The following is a 15,881-nucleotide window of genomic DNA, read 5'->3' as shown; positions in this document are numbered from 1 at the left end:
GAGGTTTTTTATTTCAGCGACTCTGAATCGCTAAATCACCCGGCAGGGTTTTCTGCATTCGGTGCCAGATTTCACCGGAGTCGTGGCCATAACGACGCACCGTTTCATAGACCTGATCGTGCAGCCCTTCGGTGCAGAGCTTGCTCAGTTTATGGTAAAAGCCGAGCGCCAGGCTGCGGGCTTCAGGGTTGGCAAAGTAGTGACGACCAATGCGTGTATATAACCCTTTCATTCCATTCAGGATCAGACCGTAAACCGGATTGCCGGAAGCAAACGCCAGACCGCGGAACACGTTGTAGTCGAGGGTCGCAAAGGCGTCCGCGTGGTCTTCCACCTCATTGGCTGTGGCAAGCACCTTCAGCGCATCTTCAGGATGCTGACGAAACGCGGTGCGGATGAAAATGGTAGCGATGTTGGTGCGCACCGAAAGCAGATTGTCAATCAGCTGCGGAACGCTTTCGTGATCGAGACGCGCCAGCGTTTCCAGAATATTCAGCCCGGACGTTTCCCAGAAGTTATTCACCTTAGTGGGTTTGCCATGCTGTATCGTCAACCAGCCATCGCGCGCCAGACGCTGGAGCACTTCTCGCAGCGTGGTACGGGTGACGCCAATCAGTTCAGAGAGTTCGCGTTCAGCAGGTAGAATTGATCCCGCAGGGAAACGATTATTCCAGATGCTTTCAATGATGTACTCTTCCGCGAAACCCGCCGGGCTCTGCGCCTTAATGACCATAGTGAGATTTCCATTACACAGCTTTAGCAAATTGCACTCATCATACCAGAGGCGCGCAGAGGCAGATAGCGCAGCAGAGACAGAAAAGAGGGATCGCCGTTTCATTTTTATGAAATTTACAAAATGGCTTTATCCCCCTCTCCGCCGCCGTTTTTGCGTATACTGATGTCTTGTCTTATTTGACGGGGAAAGGACGTCTGTCGTGGAAATTTCATTTGGGCGCGCGCTGTGGCGCAACTTTTTAGGTCAGTCACCTGACTGGTACAAACTCACTCTACTGGTATTCCTGGTCGTTAATCCCGTTATCTTTTTGCTGGATCCCTTCGTTGCCGGGTGGATGTTGGTCGCCGAGTTTATCTTTACCCTGGCGATGGCATTGAAGTGCTATCCGCTGCTGCCCGGCGGGCTGCTGGCGCTGGAAGCCGTGGTCATTGGAATGACCAGCGCGGAGCATGTTAAAAACGAGATTGCGTCGAATCTTGAAGTCCTGCTACTGCTGATCTTCATGGTGGCGGGGATCTACTTTATGAAGCAGCTTCTGCTGTTTATCTTCACCCGTCTGCTGCTGAGCATTCCGTCGAAAACGCTGCTCTCGCTGGCGTTTTGCCTCGCCGCGGCTTTCCTCTCTGCCTTCCTGGATGCGCTGACGGTTGTGGCTGTGGTGATCAGCGTCGCCGTCGGCTTTTACGGTATTTACCACCGGGTCGCTTCGTCTCGTCCTGGCGATAACTTGCAGGACGACAGCCACGTTGAGGCGCACAACCGCGATGTGCTCGAGCAGTTCCGCGCGTTTCTGCGCAGCCTGATGATGCATGCGGGCGTGGGGACGGCGCTGGGCGGCGTGATGACAATGGTTGGAGAGCCGCAAAACCTGATTATCGCCAAAGCGGCTGAGTGGCATTTTGGCGAATTTTTCCTGCGCATGGCGCCGGTCAGCGTGCCCGTTTTGATCTGCGGCTTAGCGACCTGCGTGCTGGTCGAAAAATTCAACCTTTTTGGGTATGGCGCGAAGTTGCCCGATCAGGTCCGTCAGGAGCTGCATAAGTTTGACGAGCAGAGCCGCAAACAACGCACGCGCCAGGAGACGCTGCGCCTGATTGCACAGGGCATCATCGGCGTGTGGCTTATCGCTGCGCTGGCCTTCCACCTTGCCGAGGTGGGGCTGATTGGTCTGTCGGTAATTATTCTGGCAACCAGCCTGAGCGGCGTCACGGACGAACATGCTATCGGAAAAGCCTTTACCGAAGCGCTGCCGTTTACCGCCCTGCTGGCGGTGTTTTTCTCCGTCGTGGCGGTGATTATTGATCAACATCTGTTCGCGCCAATCATCGCGTTTGTGCTTCAGGCCACGCCAGATTCGCAGCTAACGCTGTTCTATTTGTTTAACGGTCTGTTGTCTTCTATATCCGATAACGTCTTTGTCGGGACGGTATACATCAATGAGGCCAAAGCCGCGATGGAGCAAGGGATTGTCAGCAGTGAACAGTTCGAGCTGCTGGCGGTGGCGATCAACACTGGAACCAACCTCCCCTCCGTGGCAACCCCGAACGGTCAGGCGGCCTTCCTCTTCCTGCTGACCTCGGCGCTGGCGCCACTCATACGACTTTCTTATGGAAGAATGGTCTGGATGGCGCTGCCGTACACGCTGGTGCTTACCCTTGTTGGTTTGCTGTGCATCAAAATTACTCTCGTTCCCTGTACGCAATGGTTATTGCAAGCAGGTATACTTGCGGCGCATTAAAATTCGTTTACACTGCGCTGTCTAAGCATGTTCCAGGGAAATGATTATGTTGCGATTTTTGAACCAGTGCTCACGCGGTCGCGGAGCGTGGTTGTTGATGGCCCTGACCGCCTTTGCGCTGGAAATGGTCGCGCTGTGGTTTCAGCATGTGATGGGGCTGAAACCTTGCGTCCTGTGTATTTATGAGCGTTGTGCGCTGTTCGGCATTATGGGCGCGGGTCTGGTAGGTGCGATTGCACCTAAAACACCGTTACGCTATGCCGCAATTGCCATCTGGCTGTACAGCGCCGGGAAAGGGATTGCGCTTGCCTGGGAGCACACCCAGATGCAGCTTCACCCGTCGCCGTTTATGACCTGCGACTTTGCGGCCCGCTTCCCGAGCTGGCTGCCGCTGGATAAATGGCTTCCGCAGGTATTTGTGGCCTCCGGTGACTGCTCTGTACGCCAGTGGGAGTTTCTGACGCTGGAGATGCCGCAGTGGCTGGTGGGCATTTTTGTCGCCTACTTCGTGGTAGCGCTGCTGGTGCTGATTGCCCAGCCGTTCAAGCCAAAGAAACGCGATCTTTTTGGAAGGTAAAAGCGAAACGGCAACGTCACTTTTGTAGGTCGGGTAAGCGCAGCGCCACCCGACAAAATTGCGCACAATAAAAAACCCGCCTCGGCGGGTTTTTTATTATCACCGATTAGGGTGATTCATAATGTGGTCTTCCCAGTCCTGCACCTCGGACTCTTTCACCGCAATGTGGCGCACGGAAATACGCTCGCCGTGCATCGCCGCTTTCGACCCCGTCAACAGCGGATGCCATGTGGGCAGATCTTTACCTTCCGCCAGCAGGCGATACGCGCAGGTATGCGGCAGCCACTCAAAGGTCGGCAGATTTTCACGGGTTAACTTGATGCAGTCCGGCTCATAGTCGAAACGGCGCTCGTAGTTGCGGCACTGGCAGGTTTTGATGTTTAACTGCTTGCAGGCTACGTTGGTGAAATAGATCTCATCCGAATCTTCATCCATCAGCTTATGCAGGCAGCACTGCCCACAGCCGTCACACAACGATTCCCACTCCGCGTCGGTCATGTCGTCGAGAGTTTTGCTTTGCCAGAAAGGAATGTCGTTCATCGGGATGTCCACACGTCAAAATAGAGCGCACCTTATAACGAGTCTGGCACGTTGATGCAAGTTTTGCCGCCCTTTTCAGGCGGCAAGGTGCTTTTACAGCACGCGGGTTTTCAGCGACAGGCCGTTAAAACTGACGTCCAGCTCGTCGCCACTGTGCAGCGGCCCCACACCTTCCGGAGTGCCGGTAAGGATCACGTCGCCGGGTTTCAGGGTGAAGAAGCGGCTCATGTAGGCAATCAGCGGAACGATCTTATGGATCATGTCAGCGGTCGTCCCCTGCTGGCGGATCTCGCCGTTGACCTTCAGGCTGAGGGGCGTATTCTGCGGATCGTCGGTAAATTCACTCACCGGAACGAAACCGGAAATCGGGCATGAATTATCAAAACCCTTGGCTTTTTCCCACGGCTGCCCCGCTTTCTTCATTTTGCCCTGGACGTCACGCAGCGTCAGGTCGAGCGCGACACCGTAACCCGCAATCGCCTTCTCTACATGCTCTTCAGTTGCCTGGCGCAGCGTCGCGCCGATCAGCACCGCCAGTTCCACTTCATGATGCACCGAACCCAGTCCCTGCGGCAGAACCAGCGGCTGGCGAATATCGCACAGTGCGGTTTCTGGCTTAATAAACAGAACCGGCTCTTCCGGCACGGCGCTGCCCATCTCCTGAATATGTTTTGCATAGTTGCTGCCCACGCAGACCACTTTGCTGACGGGATAATCCAGTAATGCACCTTGCCAGTTATGATGTTGATACATGGTCGACCCCTAATCGGTTGATGAGTTGTTCCCGGAGTGACCCGGGCTTATTTCTTTCCGCTCACCTCAAGATGCTGTTTTAATAAATTCTCCGGTGGCGGCGGAAGCTGTAAATAATAGCCCTGCTCGGTTAACGCCTTTTTGACTTTCTCCAGATCGGCGTTCACCAACTTCTTACGGCCGTCCAGCGGCAGCAGCATCGCCAGTTGCGGTCGGCCAAAGCTTTTCATTAATTCCTCAGGCACGCGGGAAAAATCGTCTTTCTTTTCGACATAAAGGTAGGTCTGGTCGCGGCTGGTACTTCTGTAGATCACACAAAACATGTTTTTACTCTGAATTAATGGGTGGTTGCTTGCCTCAATATACTCCTGACTATAACATGCCTGATACTCTTCGGAATATCGCGGCGATGTGTTGCGGTTAATAGCAAATTGAGTAAGGCCAGGATGTCAAATACGCCCATCGAGCTTAAAGGCAGTAGCTTCACCTTATCAGTGGTTCATTTGCATGATGCAAAACCCGAGGTTATTCGTCAGGCGTTAGAAGACAAAATCGCGCAGGCTCCCGCTTTTCTTAAGCATGCTCCTGTTGTCGTTAATGTAAGCGACCTTGAGGGGCCGGTTAACTGGAAGCGACTCCAGCAGGCCGTCGTCTCCACGGGGTTGCGCATCGTGGGTATAAGCGGCTGTAAAGACGCAGAGTTAAAAGCCGAAATTGAACGCGCGGGTTTGCCCTTGTTAAACGAGGGTAGAGAAAAATCCCCGCGCGCAACGCCTGCAACCGTTCCCGCTCCCCCGCCTTCGGCGCAAAATGTAGCCCCAGTCACAAAAACGCGATTGATTGATCTGCCGGTTCGTTCCGGTCAGCGCATTTATGCGCCAAACTGTGATCTGATTGTTACAAGCCACGTCAGTGCGGGCGCAGAACTGATTGCAGACGGCAATATTCACGTTTACGGTATGATGCGTGGGCGTGCGCTTGCGGGCGCCAGCGGCGATCGAGAAGCACAAATTTTTTGTACTCACCTGACGGCAGAATTGGTGTCTATCGCAGGTGAATATTGGCTGAGCGATAAAATCCCAGCCGAATTTTATGGCAAAGCGGCTCGTCTGCAGCTGGCAGATAACGCTTTGACCGTTCAACCGTTAAATTGATCCCTTTTAACAAGGAATTTCTATGGCACGCATTATTGTTGTGACTTCGGGTAAAGGAGGCGTTGGCAAGACCACCTCCAGCGCGGCCATCGCTACTGGTTTGGCCCAGAAGGGAAAGAAAACCGTCGTAATCGACTTCGATATCGGTCTGCGTAACCTGGACCTGATCATGGGTTGCGAGCGTCGCGTGGTGTATGACTTCGTGAACGTCATTCAGGGCGATGCCACGCTTAACCAGGCGCTAATTAAAGATAAGCGTACCGAGAACCTCTACATTCTCCCGGCGTCCCAGACCCGTGATAAAGACGCGCTGACCCGTGAAGGCGTGGAAAAGGTCCTCGACGATCTGAAAAAGATGGAGTTCGACTTCGTGGTCTGCGACTCCCCGGCCGGTATCGAAACCGGCGCGCTGATGGCGCTCTACTTCGCGGATGAAGCCATCATCACTACTAACCCGGAAGTCTCGTCAGTACGTGACTCCGACCGTATTCTCGGCATTCTGGCCTCGAAATCTCGTCGCGCGGAAAATGGCCAGGAGCCGATCAAAGAGCACCTTCTGCTGACCCGCTACAACCCGGGTCGGGTGAACAAAGGTGACATGCTGAGCATGGAAGACGTGCTGGAGATCCTGCGCATCAAACTGGTTGGCGTGATCCCGGAAGATCAGTCCGTATTGCGCGCCTCTAACCAGGGTGAGCCCGTGATCCTGGATACACAGGCAGACGCGGGTAAAGCGTATGCGGATACCGTTGACCGTCTGCTGGGAGAAGAACGTCCTTTCCGCTTCATTGAAGAAGAGAAGAAAGGTTTCCTCAAACGCCTGTTCGGAGGATAAGTTATGGCATTACTGGACTTTTTTCTCTCGCGGAAAAAAAGCACCGCCAACATCGCAAAAGAACGTCTGCAAATCATTGTGGCGGAACGTCGTCGTAGCGACGCCGAACCGCACTACCTGCCGCAGCTGCGCAAAGACATTCTGGAAGTGATCTGCAAATACGTGCAGATTGACCCGGAAATGGTCACCGTTCAGCTGGAGCAAAAAGACGGGGATATTTCGATTCTGGAGCTGAACGTGACGCTTCCGGAAGCGGAAGAGTCGCGTTAATCCGTTTGTGGTTTTGTAGGCCGGGCAAGCATCGTACCGCCCGGCAATTTCCCCGGTGGCGCGGCGCTTACCGGGGCTACAATTCTTTAGCGCGGATACCCTTCCAGCAGGGTATTCAGGCGTTCAGCCATCAGTTCCCCCCGCCATCCGGCGACCAGTTCAGGTAAACCATTTTGCGGTTTCAACTTCCAGTGCCAGTTCAGCAGCTGGTTAATCTGACGACGTGAAGCCAGCAGTTCGGCGCTCAGTTTGCTTTCCCCCGCCACCGTCTGCACCAGCGCTTTGATATCTTTGAACGCCTTGCGGTAGCCCGGCATATCCATCAGGTTAAGCAGTGGTTCTGGCAGTGCGTCCTCCGGCAGCTGCTGAGCTTTCTCTACCAGCGCGAGCAGCGTTTTACCGTGGAAACGGATCTCACTCCCGGAAAGGCCAATGCTGTCCAGTTCGCCAAGGCTACCCGGCATATAGCGCGCCACCGCCCACAGGTGTTCTTCACGCACCACGAAGTTAACCGCCAGATCGCGCTCACGCGCTTTACGCAGCCGCCAGTCAGCCAGCAGTTGCAGACAGGCCAGTTGACGGGTGCGCAGCTGCCAGGCGTTAGTGATGTCACGCCAGGCCTCTTTCGGATCAACCACTTCCTGACGACGCTGCTGCGTCATGCGGCACTCGTCCAGGGCGGCAGACAGCCAACCGGACGCCTCAGCCTCTTTCATAAGCTGGCCAGCAATCGGCAGCAGGTAGAATACATCTGCCGCGGCGTATTCAAGCTGACGCGCCGTCAGCGGGCGCGCGAGCCAGTCGGTACGCGATTCGCTCTTATCCAGCGTCAGACCGGTGTACTCTTCCACCATCGCCGCGAAGCCCCAGGAGAGCGGACGACCGCTGAACGCCGCGAGGATCTGGGTATCAATCAGCGGCTGCGGCATGATGCCAAAGGTGTTGAGAAAGACTTCCAGATCTTCACTGCCGGCGTGCAGATATTTGGTCACGGCGGTATCAAGCAACAGCTCGCGCATTGGCGCCCAGTCGGTAATGCCGAGGGGGTCAATCAACGACACGTGTTTGCCGTCATACATTTGGATCAGGCCCAGCTGCGGGTAGTACGTGCGGGTACGGACAAATTCCGTATCCAGGGCGATAGCGGGGAAATCACGCGTCACCTCGCACAGCGAAGCCAGCTCGTCGTTGGTAGTGATCATCTGGTAATTCAAATCGGACTCTCTTTTGTTTGCGCCCATAAAAAACGCCGGCTTAACCGGCGTCTGGGCGATTAACGTGAAGCTCAGGCCTTATTGTCCACTTTGGCACGGGCTTCGTCACGTAATTCTCGTCGTAATATCTTCCCGACGTTGGATTTCGGCAGCTCATCGCGGAATTCCACCAGCTTCGGCACTTTATAGCCCGTCAGCTGCCGGCGACAAAACGTTATCAGCGCTTCCTCGGTAAGAGAAGGATCTTTCTTGACCACAAATATCTTCACCGCTTCACCACTGCTGCCGGAAGGAACCCCCACCGCTGCCACTTCCAGCACGCCGCTGTGCTGCATCACCACGTCTTCGATTTCGTTCGGATAGACGTTGAAACCGGAAACGAGGATCATGTCTTTCTTGCGATCGACGATACGCAGAAAACCTTCGTCATCCATCACCGCGATGTCGCCGGTGTACAGCCAGCCGTCTTTGATGATCTCATCCGTGGCATCTGGACGCTGCCAGTAGCCCAGCATCACCTGCGGCCCTCTGACGCACAGCTCGCCCGGTTCGCCGTGAGGCACTTCGTTACCCTCATCGTCCACCAGTTTAGCTTCCGTCGACGGGACCGGCAGACCGATACTGCCGCTGTGGTAGTCGATGTCATGCGGGTTGACGCTGACCAGCGGGGCGCACTCCGTCAGACCATAGCCTTCCAGCAGATACTGTCCGGTGAGTTTTACCCAGCGCTCGGCAACCGCCTGCTGAACCGGCATCCCGCCGCCCGCAGAAAGATGCAGCGTGGAGAAATCGAGCTGCTGGAACTCTTTATTGTTAAGCAGCGCGTTAAACAGGGTGTTCACGCCGGTCATGGCGGTGAACGGGTATTTCGCCAGCTCTTTAACCAGCCCCGGAATGTCGCGCGGGTTGGTGATCAATACGTTTTGACCGCCAAGCTCGATAAACAGCAGGCAGTTCATGGTCAGCGCAAAAATGTGATACAGCGGAAGCGCGGTGATCACCAGCTCCTTGCCCGGGTGCAGTAGCGGCCCGTAGGTGGCGTTCACCTGTTCAAGGTTCGCCAGCATATTACGATGGGTCAGCATCGCCCCTTTAGCCACGCCGGTGGTACCGCCGGTGTATTGCAGGAACGCCAGATCTTCTGACACGATCTCCGGCTTAACGTACTGCATCCGATAGCCCGCATGCAGCGCGCGGCGGAAAGAGATGGCATCCGGCAGGTGGTATTTCGGCACCAGCCGCTTAACGTATTTCACGACAAAGTTGACCAGCGTACCTTTCGCGGTAGAGAGCTGGTCGCCCATGCGCGTCAGGATGACGTGCTTAACCTGGGTTCTTTCAGCGACTTTTTCCAGCGTGTGGGCAAAGTTGGAGACAATCACAATCGCCGCCGCACCGCTGTCATTCAACTGATGTTCCAGCTCGCGCGGGGTATAGAGCGGGTTAACGTTAACCACGATCATCCCCGCCCTGAGGATCCCGAACAGCGCCACCGGGTATTGCAGCAGGTTTGGCATCATCAGCGCGACGCGATCCCCTTTCTGCAAGCCCAATCCTTCCTGTAAATAGGCCGCAAAGGCCCGGCTGCGCTCTTCCAGCTTACGGAAAGTCATCACTTCGCCCATATTCACAAATGCGGGCTGGTCAGCGTAGCGCCGTACCGAGTGTTCAAATAATTCAATCAGGGATTGATAACGGTCAGGATTGATCTCCGCAGGGACATCCGCGGGATAACGGTTAAGCCAAACCTTTTTCAATGCATCACCTCTGAAATGAGTGTTCGTCATCATCACAGCCCCGATAATAAACAGTTTGTTAACATTATATTAACTCAGCGTACCAGTTTATTAATTGCTCAGATTGCAGGTTGCGAAGCGCGTCACTCTTTTTTTTCGTTTTGTCCGTAAAAAAACAGAGACAGCGGCTGAGCCGCTGTCTCTTTCCTAACAATAACAGTAAGTTACTCAGTTACGATTGTTTGAACCTGTGCAGGGCCTGGATTGTACCAACCCCAGCCACCGTAGCCGTAACGATACGGATGTGGACCCCACATCCACGGATCGATTGGCTGTGGCGGCATCACCACCTGCTGGGCGATACGCCAGCGTTTGTAGCCGTTCACCTGCATGGTCATAAATTTGTATGGCGTATTGCCGATTTTCCCCGCCACCGAACCGTTAATCGGCCCGACGACGGTCACCAGCTGCCCGCGGAAATCTACCGGATCGAGGAAGCCGCTGACGTCAGCGTAGATCCGCCCGCGCGAGGCTTCACCCAGAACAGGCCGTGCGCCGCTGTCCAGTGGAACGGTGGCAATCTCCAGCCGTGTTTTCCCCTGCTGGTTTAGCACTTCAACCACCTTGCCGCCAAAGCGCGCTTCCTGCCCGACATACAGCTCCGGAGCATTCATCACGCGTACCAGATCCTGCTGTGGCGTCGGGCTGGTGCCCTTGATCGCATCAGGAACGGTGACGCACCCGCTCAGTGCTATGGCAACCGCGCCTGCCATAAAAAAGCGTACAACTTTAGTCTGAACCGCCATGATGCGACTCCTTTTTCTCAGTTCCTGTTACTGAGATTCACTCGCGGCCAGGAAGTTTCTTCCATGCGACGGTGTTTCGTAAATAAACCGGCTCGGCGTGTTCAACGGCCACGGTTTTTCCTGCGGCAAGCTGCTGACAGGCAACAGGCAACATATCTTCGGCGGCAGGCAGGAGCATGTTACCATCCACCAGCGTAAGGCCGGTGTCCTTCGCCATCTCAGGCCATGCCGGCCAGCCGGTTCCGACCGTCGCCCACTCACCGGTGAGCTGTTTCAGGCGCTCGGTGACGGCTTCAGGTTTAAGCACGGCTTCCGACTCTTCGCCGTGCCAGACGCCGTTTTCGTCACGGGTGTACTCCGCCCAGTAGACTTCACCCATGCGGGCATCAATCGCGGCCAGCACGCGGCTGGCACCGGTCATGCGCCAGGCACCCTGAGCCATAGTCGCAAGCGTTGAAACGCCGATCATCGGCAGGTCAGCGCCCAGCGCCAGCCCCTGCGCAATGCCAATCCCGATACGTACGCCCGTAAAGCTGCCCGGGCCACGGCCATAGGCCAGCGCGTCGAGGTCAGTCAGGGCGGTGTTGCCCTCGGTTAAAATGGTTTTTACCAGGGGCAGAATACGTTGGGTGTGTTCCCGTGGGCACTCTTCGAAATGAGCAAAAGTCGTACCGTCGTTCCACAGGGCAACGGAACAGGCCTCTGTCGCGGTATCAATAGCCAGAATTCGCATCAGTCGTCGCGCTCTCGCAATGGTCAGTCACAAAATGGCGCGCATCTTAACACACTCCGGGAAGAATTACTCCGCCGTCGGGTTCGCCAGGAAGCGGACCGCGCGTTTAATATCCCGTGTGCGCGGCGCAGGCGGCAGGCTGGCGAGGAAGGTGGCGCCGTAGGGACGCATCACCAGGCGATTGTCGCAGATCACCAGCACTCCGCGGTCGGTGACGTCGCGTATCAGTCGCCCTACCCCCTGTTTAAGCGTGATAACCGCGTCCGGCAACTGGACGTCGTCGAACGGATCGCCCCCGCGCAGACGGCAGTCCTCCATGCGTGCTTTCAGGAGCGGATCGTCCGGCGATGTGAATGGCAGCTTATCGATAATCACCAGCGAGAGCGTATCGCCGCGCACGTCCACCCCTTCCCAGAAGCTGCTGGTCGCCACCAGCAGGGCATTACCGGCGCTGACAAACTGCTGGAGCAGCTGGCCTTTGCTGGTTTCCCCCTGCAACAGCACCGGCAACGTCATGGTCGCGCGGAACTGCTCGGCCAGATCGCGCATCATGGCGTGAGAGGTGCAGAGCATAAAGCAGCGTCCGTTGTTGGCCTCAATCATCGGCTTTAGCATGGCCGCCAGATGGCGCGCCGCCCCTGGCTGGTTAGGCAGCGGCAGATTGCGTGGCACGCACAGCAGCGCCTGTTTCTCATAGTCGAACGGGCTTGGGAGGAGTAAGGATTCAGCCTGCTCAATGCCGAGACGCTCGGTAAAGTGGTGCAGATCGTCGTTGACCGACAGCGTGGCCGAGGTAAAGACCCAGGTGCCGGGCTTTTGCGCCATCACCTCTTTGAATTTATCGGCAACGGTCAGCGGCGTGAGCGCCAGGGTAAAGTGGCGCGAGGTACATTCATACCAGTAGCTGTAGCCCGGCTGGTTGATCTCTTTCAGCCGCTTCAGCCGCCCACGGTAGAGCGTGGCCCGCTCGAAGGCGGCGTCCAGCAGCGCTGAACGTCCGAGGGATAGCTTCGCCACGTCGTAACAGAGTTCAAGGGCATCATCGAGCAGCAGCAGCGCGCGCTGGATATTTTTGTCCGCGAGCAGTTCGCGCAGGTTGCCGCGATAGCCCGGCTCGCCAAGCTGTAAGCGGAAATCCTGTGCGCATTGCGCCAGGCGGTCCGCGCACTTCTGCAACTGCTGGGTATCTTTGAGCTCGGTGCGATAGGCAATAGTAATATCTTTCGCCAGATCCTGAAGCTGACGGCTGGAGAGCGACTGGCCAAAATACTGGCTGGCGATGTCCGGTAGCTGATGGGCTTCATCGAAGATCATCACCTCCGCCTCCGGGATTAGCTCGCCGAAACCACTGTCCTTGACCACCATATCCGCAAGAAACAGGTGATGGTTCACCACCACCACGTCGGCGTCCATCGCCGTTTTACGCGCTTTCACCACAAAGCAGTCTTTATACAGCGGGCAGTCGCTGCCGAGGCAGTTGTCGTTGGTGCTGGTCACCAGCGGCCAGGCCGGGGAGTCTTCCGGCACGCTCGCGCAGGTGCTGATGTCCCCCTCCTCCGTCTGGTTGGCCCAGGCGCGCAGGACGATCACATCGCTGAGTGTTTGTACCGGCAGGTCACCGCCCGCCAGCGCCTGCTGTTCGAGACGCTCCAGACACAGATAGTTAGAACGCCCTTTCAGCAAGGCCAGACGCCCTTTGTATTTCAGCGCTTTCGCCACCGTGGGTAAATCGCGGCTGTAGAGCTGATCCTGGAGCGCTTTTGATCCCGTAGAGATGATCACTTTTTTTTTCGCCCGCAGCGCAGGAGCGAGGTAAGCGTAGGTTTTCCCCGTACCGGTGCCGGCCTCCACAACCAGCGGCTGCGCCTTGTCGATGGCGTGCGCGACGGCATGCGCCATCTGACGTTGGGGTTCGCGCGGTTTAAAACCGGGAATTGCCTGTGCTAACTGACCTTCAGGGGAAAAATCGTCTGCCACGGTGTTCTCTCACTGTATTTTTGCACAGGGATTATGTCAGCCCCTTCTCTCCGGTGCCACCCCAAATAGTGACGACGGCGGAACAATATGGCAGTCTTGCCGCCTGACGATGAAAGATAACGAGGATACGTTTATGACAATTACGCGCATTGATGCCGAAGCCCGCTGGTCTGATGTGGTGATCCACAACCAGACGCTGTACTACACCGGTGTCCCTGCCAATCTGGACGCCGACGCCTTCGAGCAAACCGCTAACACCCTGGCGCAGATCGACGCCGTACTGGAAAAACAGGGCAGCGATAAATCCCGCATTCTGGACGCGACGATTTTCCTGGCGAATAAAGACGACTTCGCGGAGATGAATAAAGCCTGGGATGCGTGGGTAGTGGCGGGTCACGCGCCTGTACGCTGCACCGTACAGGCCACGCTGATGAAACCGGAGTATAAGGTGGAGATTAAGATTATCGCGGCAGTTTAAGCCCGGTTATTCATCTTCATCTTCAAATCGCGCCACTATCCGCTCGCCGGTATGACTGGCGCGAATTTCCTGAGCGACGACGGTGATCGCTTCTCCGCTGCTCATACCCTGGCCCATCAGTTCCTGAATCCGCTCTACCGCTTTCTGCTGTTGGTCATGACTGAGAGAAGGTAAACCTGCAAACATCGTTAACTCCTGCTAAATTATTCGCGCTAATTATTTCACGCTACCCGGTAGTATGCCATACATGAACATGCGCTTCCCCACTGTTATTACCTTATCCTGGCGTGCAGACGCCGCCGAGTTCTGGTTTGCCCGTCTGAGCCACCTTCCTTTTGCCATGCTGCTGCACTCCGGGCATGCGGATCACCCCTACAGCCGCTTTGATATTCTGGTGGCCGATCCGGTTAAAACGCTGACGACCGATGCGCTGTCACCCACGGACGATCCGCTGATGCGGCTTCAGAACGAGATCCATGCTCTGGGCTTATCTGCCACACCGGATCCGGATCTGCCTTTCCAGGGGGGCGCGCTGGGCCTGTTTGGTTACGATCTGGGTCGCCGTTTCGAAAAGCTGCCCGAGCATGCGCAGGCGGATATTTCCCTGCCGGATATGGCGGTCGGGCTGTATGACTGGGCGCTAATCGTGGATCACCGTAAGCAGACGGTTTCCCTGCTTAGCCACCGAGACGTGCAGGCGCGTCTGGCCTGGCTTGAGGCGCAACGGCCCGCCACAGCGGAACACTTTATGCTGACCTCTGGCTGGCACTCGAACATGAGCGCGGCGGAATATGCGGAAAAATTCTCTCGCGTGCAGGCGTATCTTCACAGCGGCGACTGTTATCAGGTCAACCTTGCCCAGCGTTTCCAGGCGGCGTACCGGGGAGACGAATGGCAGGCATTTACCCGCCTCAATGCCAGCAATAAGGCCCCGTTTAGCGCATTTTTACGCCTTGAACACGGCGCCATCCTCAGCCTTTCGCCTGAGCGTTTTATTCATCTGGCTGACGGTATTATTCAGACCCGCCCGATCAAGGGCACCCTGCCGCGCCTTGCCGATGCTAACGCCGACCGCCAGCAGGCGGAGACGCTGGCGGCCTCGCCGAAAGATCGCGCTGAAAACCTGATGATTGTCGATCTGATGCGCAATGATATTGGCCGCGTCGCCGAGCCGGGCAGCGTGCGCGTGCCGGAGCTGTTCGTTGTGGAACCTTTCCCGGCGGTGCATCATCTGGTCAGTACTATCACTGCACGCCTGCCTGCCTCGCGAACCGCCTGCGATCTGCTCCGCGCCGCGTTTCCGGGCGGCTCCATCACCGGCGCGCCGAAGGTCCGCGCGATGGAGATTATCGACGAACTGGAACCGCATCGCCGCAACGCCTGGTGCGGCAGCATCGGCTATGTGAGCCTGTGCGGAACCATGGATACCAGCATCACTATTCGCACCCTGACGGCCTGCGACGGTAACCTTTACTGTTCCGCAGGCGGCGGCATTGTAGCCGACAGCCAGGCCGGGGCGGAATATCAGGAAACCTTTGATAAAGTGAATCGTATCCTGAAACAACTGGAGAACTCACGGTGAAGAAAGACAACCTGACGCTGGATGATTTTCTGTCGCGTTTTCAGCTTCTGCGGCCCCAGGTTAACCGCGCCGCGCTGAATCAACGTCAGGCGGCGGTACTGATCCCGGTCGTGCGTCGTGAACAGCCGGGTCTGTTGCTTACCCAGCGCTCACCGCATATGCGAAAACACGCCGGTCAGGTTGCGTTTCCGGGCGGCGCGGTGGACAGCACCGATGCTTCCCTGATTGCCGCCGCGCTGCGCGAAGCGCATGAGGAGGTGGCGATCCCCCCGGAGGCGGTCGAGGTAATTGGCGTGCTGCCGCCAGTGGACAGCGTAACCGGTTTTCAGGTCACGCCGGTCGTCGGCATTATTCCGCCCGATCTTCAGTATCACGCCAGCGTCGATGAAGTTTCAGCGGTGTTCGAAATGCCGCTTGAAGAGGCCCTTCGTCTGGGCCGCTATCATCCTCTGGATATTCACCGCCGCGGGCACGATCATCGGGTCTGGCTGTCGTGGTATCAGCATTATTTTGTCTGGGGCATGACGGCAGGCATCATTCGTGAGCTTGCGCTACAAATCGGCCTGAAGCCTTGACTATACTTTACATTCCACCCTTTTCTGGCAGGTTTGCGATCGGCGTCGCGCTATTAGCTAAACCATCGTTAACCATTAGTTTAATTCATGTGAATAGTTAAGCCGAGGTTAGTGTTCCCTCTTACACTATGCGCAGTTATAACATCGTTACTGGAACCCCAGTAACCCTGTCAGGAG

General features: G+C 56.3%; 18 protein-coding genes. 8 read left to right on the top strand and 10 right to left on the bottom strand.

Annotated features, from left to right (window positions below):
- Positions 1-13: 13 nt before the first annotated feature.
- Positions 14-733: a fatty acid metabolism transcriptional regulator FadR gene (gene fadR / locus L350_RS18810; RefSeq protein ID WP_015570315.1), complete on the bottom strand. Its 720-nt coding sequence runs from the start codon at positions 731-733 to the stop codon at positions 14-16.
- 202 nt (positions 734-935) lie between these two features.
- On the opposite strand from fadR, the gene nhaB reads away from it, so the two are divergent.
- Together nhaB and dsbB are read left to right on the top strand one after the other, a co-directional pair.
- The gene (gene nhaB, locus L350_RS18815; protein WP_032624070.1) at positions 936-2,474 is read left to right on the top strand and encodes a Na(+)/H(+) antiporter NhaB; all 1,539 of its coding nucleotides are present in this window, start codon (positions 936-938) and stop codon (positions 2,472-2,474) included.
- Positions 2,475-2,520: 46 nt separating this feature from the next.
- A complete protein-coding gene (dsbB, locus tag L350_RS18820) occupies positions 2,521-3,051 on the top strand; it encodes a disulfide bond formation protein DsbB (protein ID WP_032622423.1) in 531 nt (176 codons plus the stop codon).
- Between the two features lie 99 nt (positions 3,052-3,150).
- Here the strand turns inward: dsbB and L350_RS18825 are convergent, their stop codons facing one another.
- From L350_RS18825 to L350_RS18835, 3 genes are all read right to left on the bottom strand, one after another.
- The gene (locus tag L350_RS18825; RefSeq protein WP_022648432.1) at positions 3,151-3,591 is read right to left on the bottom strand and encodes a YcgN family cysteine cluster protein; all 441 of its coding nucleotides are present in this window, start codon (positions 3,589-3,591) and stop codon (positions 3,151-3,153) included.
- Positions 3,592-3,684: 93 nt separating this feature from the next.
- Positions 3,685-4,344: a fumarylacetoacetate hydrolase family protein gene (locus L350_RS18830; RefSeq protein WP_015570313.1), complete on the bottom strand. Its 660-nt coding sequence runs from the start codon at positions 4,342-4,344 to the stop codon at positions 3,685-3,687.
- Between the two features lie 47 nt (positions 4,345-4,391).
- On the bottom strand, positions 4,392-4,667 hold the full coding sequence (locus tag L350_RS18835) for a YcgL domain-containing protein (RefSeq protein WP_006810982.1): 276 nt from the start codon (positions 4,665-4,667) through the stop codon (positions 4,392-4,394).
- Between the two features lie 123 nt (positions 4,668-4,790).
- On the opposite strand from L350_RS18835, the gene minC reads away from it, so the two are divergent.
- From minC to minE, 3 genes are read left to right on the top strand one after another with little or no spacing between them, the layout of a single operon-like run.
- Complete coding sequence (gene minC / locus L350_RS18840) at positions 4,791-5,498, top strand: septum site-determining protein MinC (RefSeq protein WP_023300345.1); 708 nt, start codon at positions 4,791-4,793, stop codon at positions 5,496-5,498.
- Between the two features lie 22 nt (positions 5,499-5,520).
- Entirely contained in the window at positions 5,521-6,333 is an 813-nt protein-coding gene (gene minD / locus L350_RS18845) for a septum site-determining protein MinD (RefSeq protein WP_003859938.1), read from the top strand.
- A 3-nt stretch (positions 6,334-6,336) separates the two neighbouring features.
- Positions 6,337-6,603 carry a cell division topological specificity factor MinE gene (gene minE, locus L350_RS18850; protein WP_003859937.1) on the top strand — a complete coding sequence of 89 codons (267 nt, stop codon included), beginning with the start codon at positions 6,337-6,339 and terminating at the stop codon, positions 6,601-6,603.
- 86 nt (positions 6,604-6,689) lie between these two features.
- Here minE and rnd read toward each other — a convergent pair whose 3' ends face one another.
- From rnd to L350_RS18875, 5 genes are all read right to left on the bottom strand, one after another.
- Complete coding sequence (gene rnd, locus L350_RS18855; RefSeq protein ID WP_123059168.1) at positions 6,690-7,805, bottom strand: ribonuclease D; 1,116 nt, start codon at positions 7,803-7,805, stop codon at positions 6,690-6,692.
- Positions 7,806-7,888: 83 nt separating this feature from the next.
- The gene (gene fadD / locus L350_RS18860) at positions 7,889-9,574 is read right to left on the bottom strand and encodes a long-chain-fatty-acid--CoA ligase FadD (protein WP_074132809.1); all 1,686 of its coding nucleotides are present in this window, start codon (positions 9,572-9,574) and stop codon (positions 7,889-7,891) included.
- 203 nt (positions 9,575-9,777) lie between these two features.
- A complete protein-coding gene (locus L350_RS18865; protein ID WP_032624067.1) occupies positions 9,778-10,359 on the bottom strand; it encodes a Slp family lipoprotein in 582 nt (193 codons plus the stop codon).
- Between the two features lie 37 nt (positions 10,360-10,396).
- Positions 10,397-11,092 carry a tRNA (adenosine(37)-N6)-threonylcarbamoyltransferase complex dimerization subunit type 1 TsaB gene (gene tsaB / locus L350_RS18870; RefSeq protein ID WP_023300348.1) on the bottom strand — a complete coding sequence of 232 codons (696 nt, stop codon included), beginning with the start codon at positions 11,090-11,092 and terminating at the stop codon, positions 10,397-10,399.
- Positions 11,093-11,158: 66 nt separating this feature from the next.
- Entirely contained in the window at positions 11,159-13,069 is a 1,911-nt protein-coding gene (locus tag L350_RS18875) for a DNA repair helicase YoaA (protein WP_023303884.1), read from the bottom strand.
- Positions 13,070-13,202: 133 nt separating this feature from the next.
- On the opposite strand from L350_RS18875, the gene L350_RS18880 reads away from it, so the two are divergent.
- Positions 13,203-13,547 (top strand): RidA family protein, encoded by a 345-nt coding sequence (locus L350_RS18880; protein WP_022648440.1) that lies wholly within the window; start codon positions 13,203-13,205, stop codon positions 13,545-13,547.
- A gap of 6 nt (positions 13,548-13,553) precedes the next feature.
- Here the strand turns inward: L350_RS18880 and L350_RS18885 are convergent, their stop codons facing one another.
- Positions 13,554-13,733 carry a YoaH family protein gene (locus tag L350_RS18885; protein WP_022648441.1) on the bottom strand — a complete coding sequence of 60 codons (180 nt, stop codon included), beginning with the start codon at positions 13,731-13,733 and terminating at the stop codon, positions 13,554-13,556.
- Between the two features lie 61 nt (positions 13,734-13,794).
- On the opposite strand from L350_RS18885, the gene pabB reads away from it, so the two are divergent.
- A complete protein-coding gene (pabB, locus tag L350_RS18890; RefSeq protein WP_032624066.1) occupies positions 13,795-15,129 on the top strand; it encodes an aminodeoxychorismate synthase component 1 in 1,335 nt (444 codons plus the stop codon).
- Positions 15,126-15,704 carry a CoA pyrophosphatase gene (locus tag L350_RS18895; RefSeq protein WP_022648443.1) on the top strand — a complete coding sequence of 193 codons (579 nt, stop codon included), beginning with the start codon at positions 15,126-15,128 and terminating at the stop codon, positions 15,702-15,704. The genes pabB and L350_RS18895 overlap by 4 nt, the downstream gene beginning before the upstream one ends.
- Positions 15,705-15,881 lie beyond the last annotated feature (177 nt).

It is taken from the genome of Enterobacter sp. MGH 4 (genome assembly GCF_000534735.1).
GTDB lineage: Bacteria > Pseudomonadota > Gammaproteobacteria > Enterobacterales > Enterobacteriaceae > Enterobacter > Enterobacter intestinihominis.
Note: the sequence above shows the minus strand (reverse complement) of the source record. Positions and strands in the feature narration are given on the sequence as shown.

What these genes read in the sequence shown, in the direction of transcription:
- fadR (WP_015570315.1), bottom strand. Translation starts at nt 733, where the DNA reads ATGGTCATTAAGGCGCAGAGCCCGGCGGGTTTCGCGGAAGAGTACATC.
- dsbB (WP_032622423.1), top strand. Translation starts at nt 2,521, where the DNA reads ATGTTGCGATTTTTGAACCAGTGCTCACGCGGTCGCGGAGCGTGGTTG.
- L350_RS18825 (WP_022648432.1), bottom strand. Translation starts at nt 3,591, where the DNA reads ATGAACGACATTCCTTTCTGGCAAAGCAAAACTCTCGACGACATGACC.
- L350_RS18830 (WP_015570313.1), bottom strand. Translation starts at nt 4,344, where the DNA reads ATGTATCAACATCATAACTGGCAAGGTGCATTACTGGATTATCCCGTC.
- L350_RS18835 (WP_006810982.1), bottom strand. Translation starts at nt 4,667, where the DNA reads ATGTTTTGTGTGATCTACAGAAGTACCAGCCGCGACCAGACCTACCTT.
- minC (WP_023300345.1), top strand. Translation starts at nt 4,791, where the DNA reads ATGTCAAATACGCCCATCGAGCTTAAAGGCAGTAGCTTCACCTTATCA.
- minD (WP_003859938.1), top strand. Translation starts at nt 5,521, where the DNA reads ATGGCACGCATTATTGTTGTGACTTCGGGTAAAGGAGGCGTTGGCAAG.
- minE (WP_003859937.1), top strand. Translation starts at nt 6,337, where the DNA reads ATGGCATTACTGGACTTTTTTCTCTCGCGGAAAAAAAGCACCGCCAAC.
- rnd (WP_123059168.1), bottom strand. Translation starts at nt 7,805, where the DNA reads ATGATCACTACCAACGACGAGCTGGCTTCGCTGTGCGAGGTGACGCGT.
- L350_RS18865 (WP_032624067.1), bottom strand. Translation starts at nt 10,359, where the DNA reads ATGGCGGTTCAGACTAAAGTTGTACGCTTTTTTATGGCAGGCGCGGTT.
- tsaB (WP_023300348.1), bottom strand. Translation starts at nt 11,092, where the DNA reads ATGCGAATTCTGGCTATTGATACCGCGACAGAGGCCTGTTCCGTTGCC.
- L350_RS18880 (WP_022648440.1), top strand. Translation starts at nt 13,203, where the DNA reads ATGACAATTACGCGCATTGATGCCGAAGCCCGCTGGTCTGATGTGGTG.
- L350_RS18885 (WP_022648441.1), bottom strand. Translation starts at nt 13,733, where the DNA reads ATGTTTGCAGGTTTACCTTCTCTCAGTCATGACCAACAGCAGAAAGCG.
- pabB (WP_032624066.1), top strand. Translation starts at nt 13,795, where the DNA reads ATGAACATGCGCTTCCCCACTGTTATTACCTTATCCTGGCGTGCAGAC.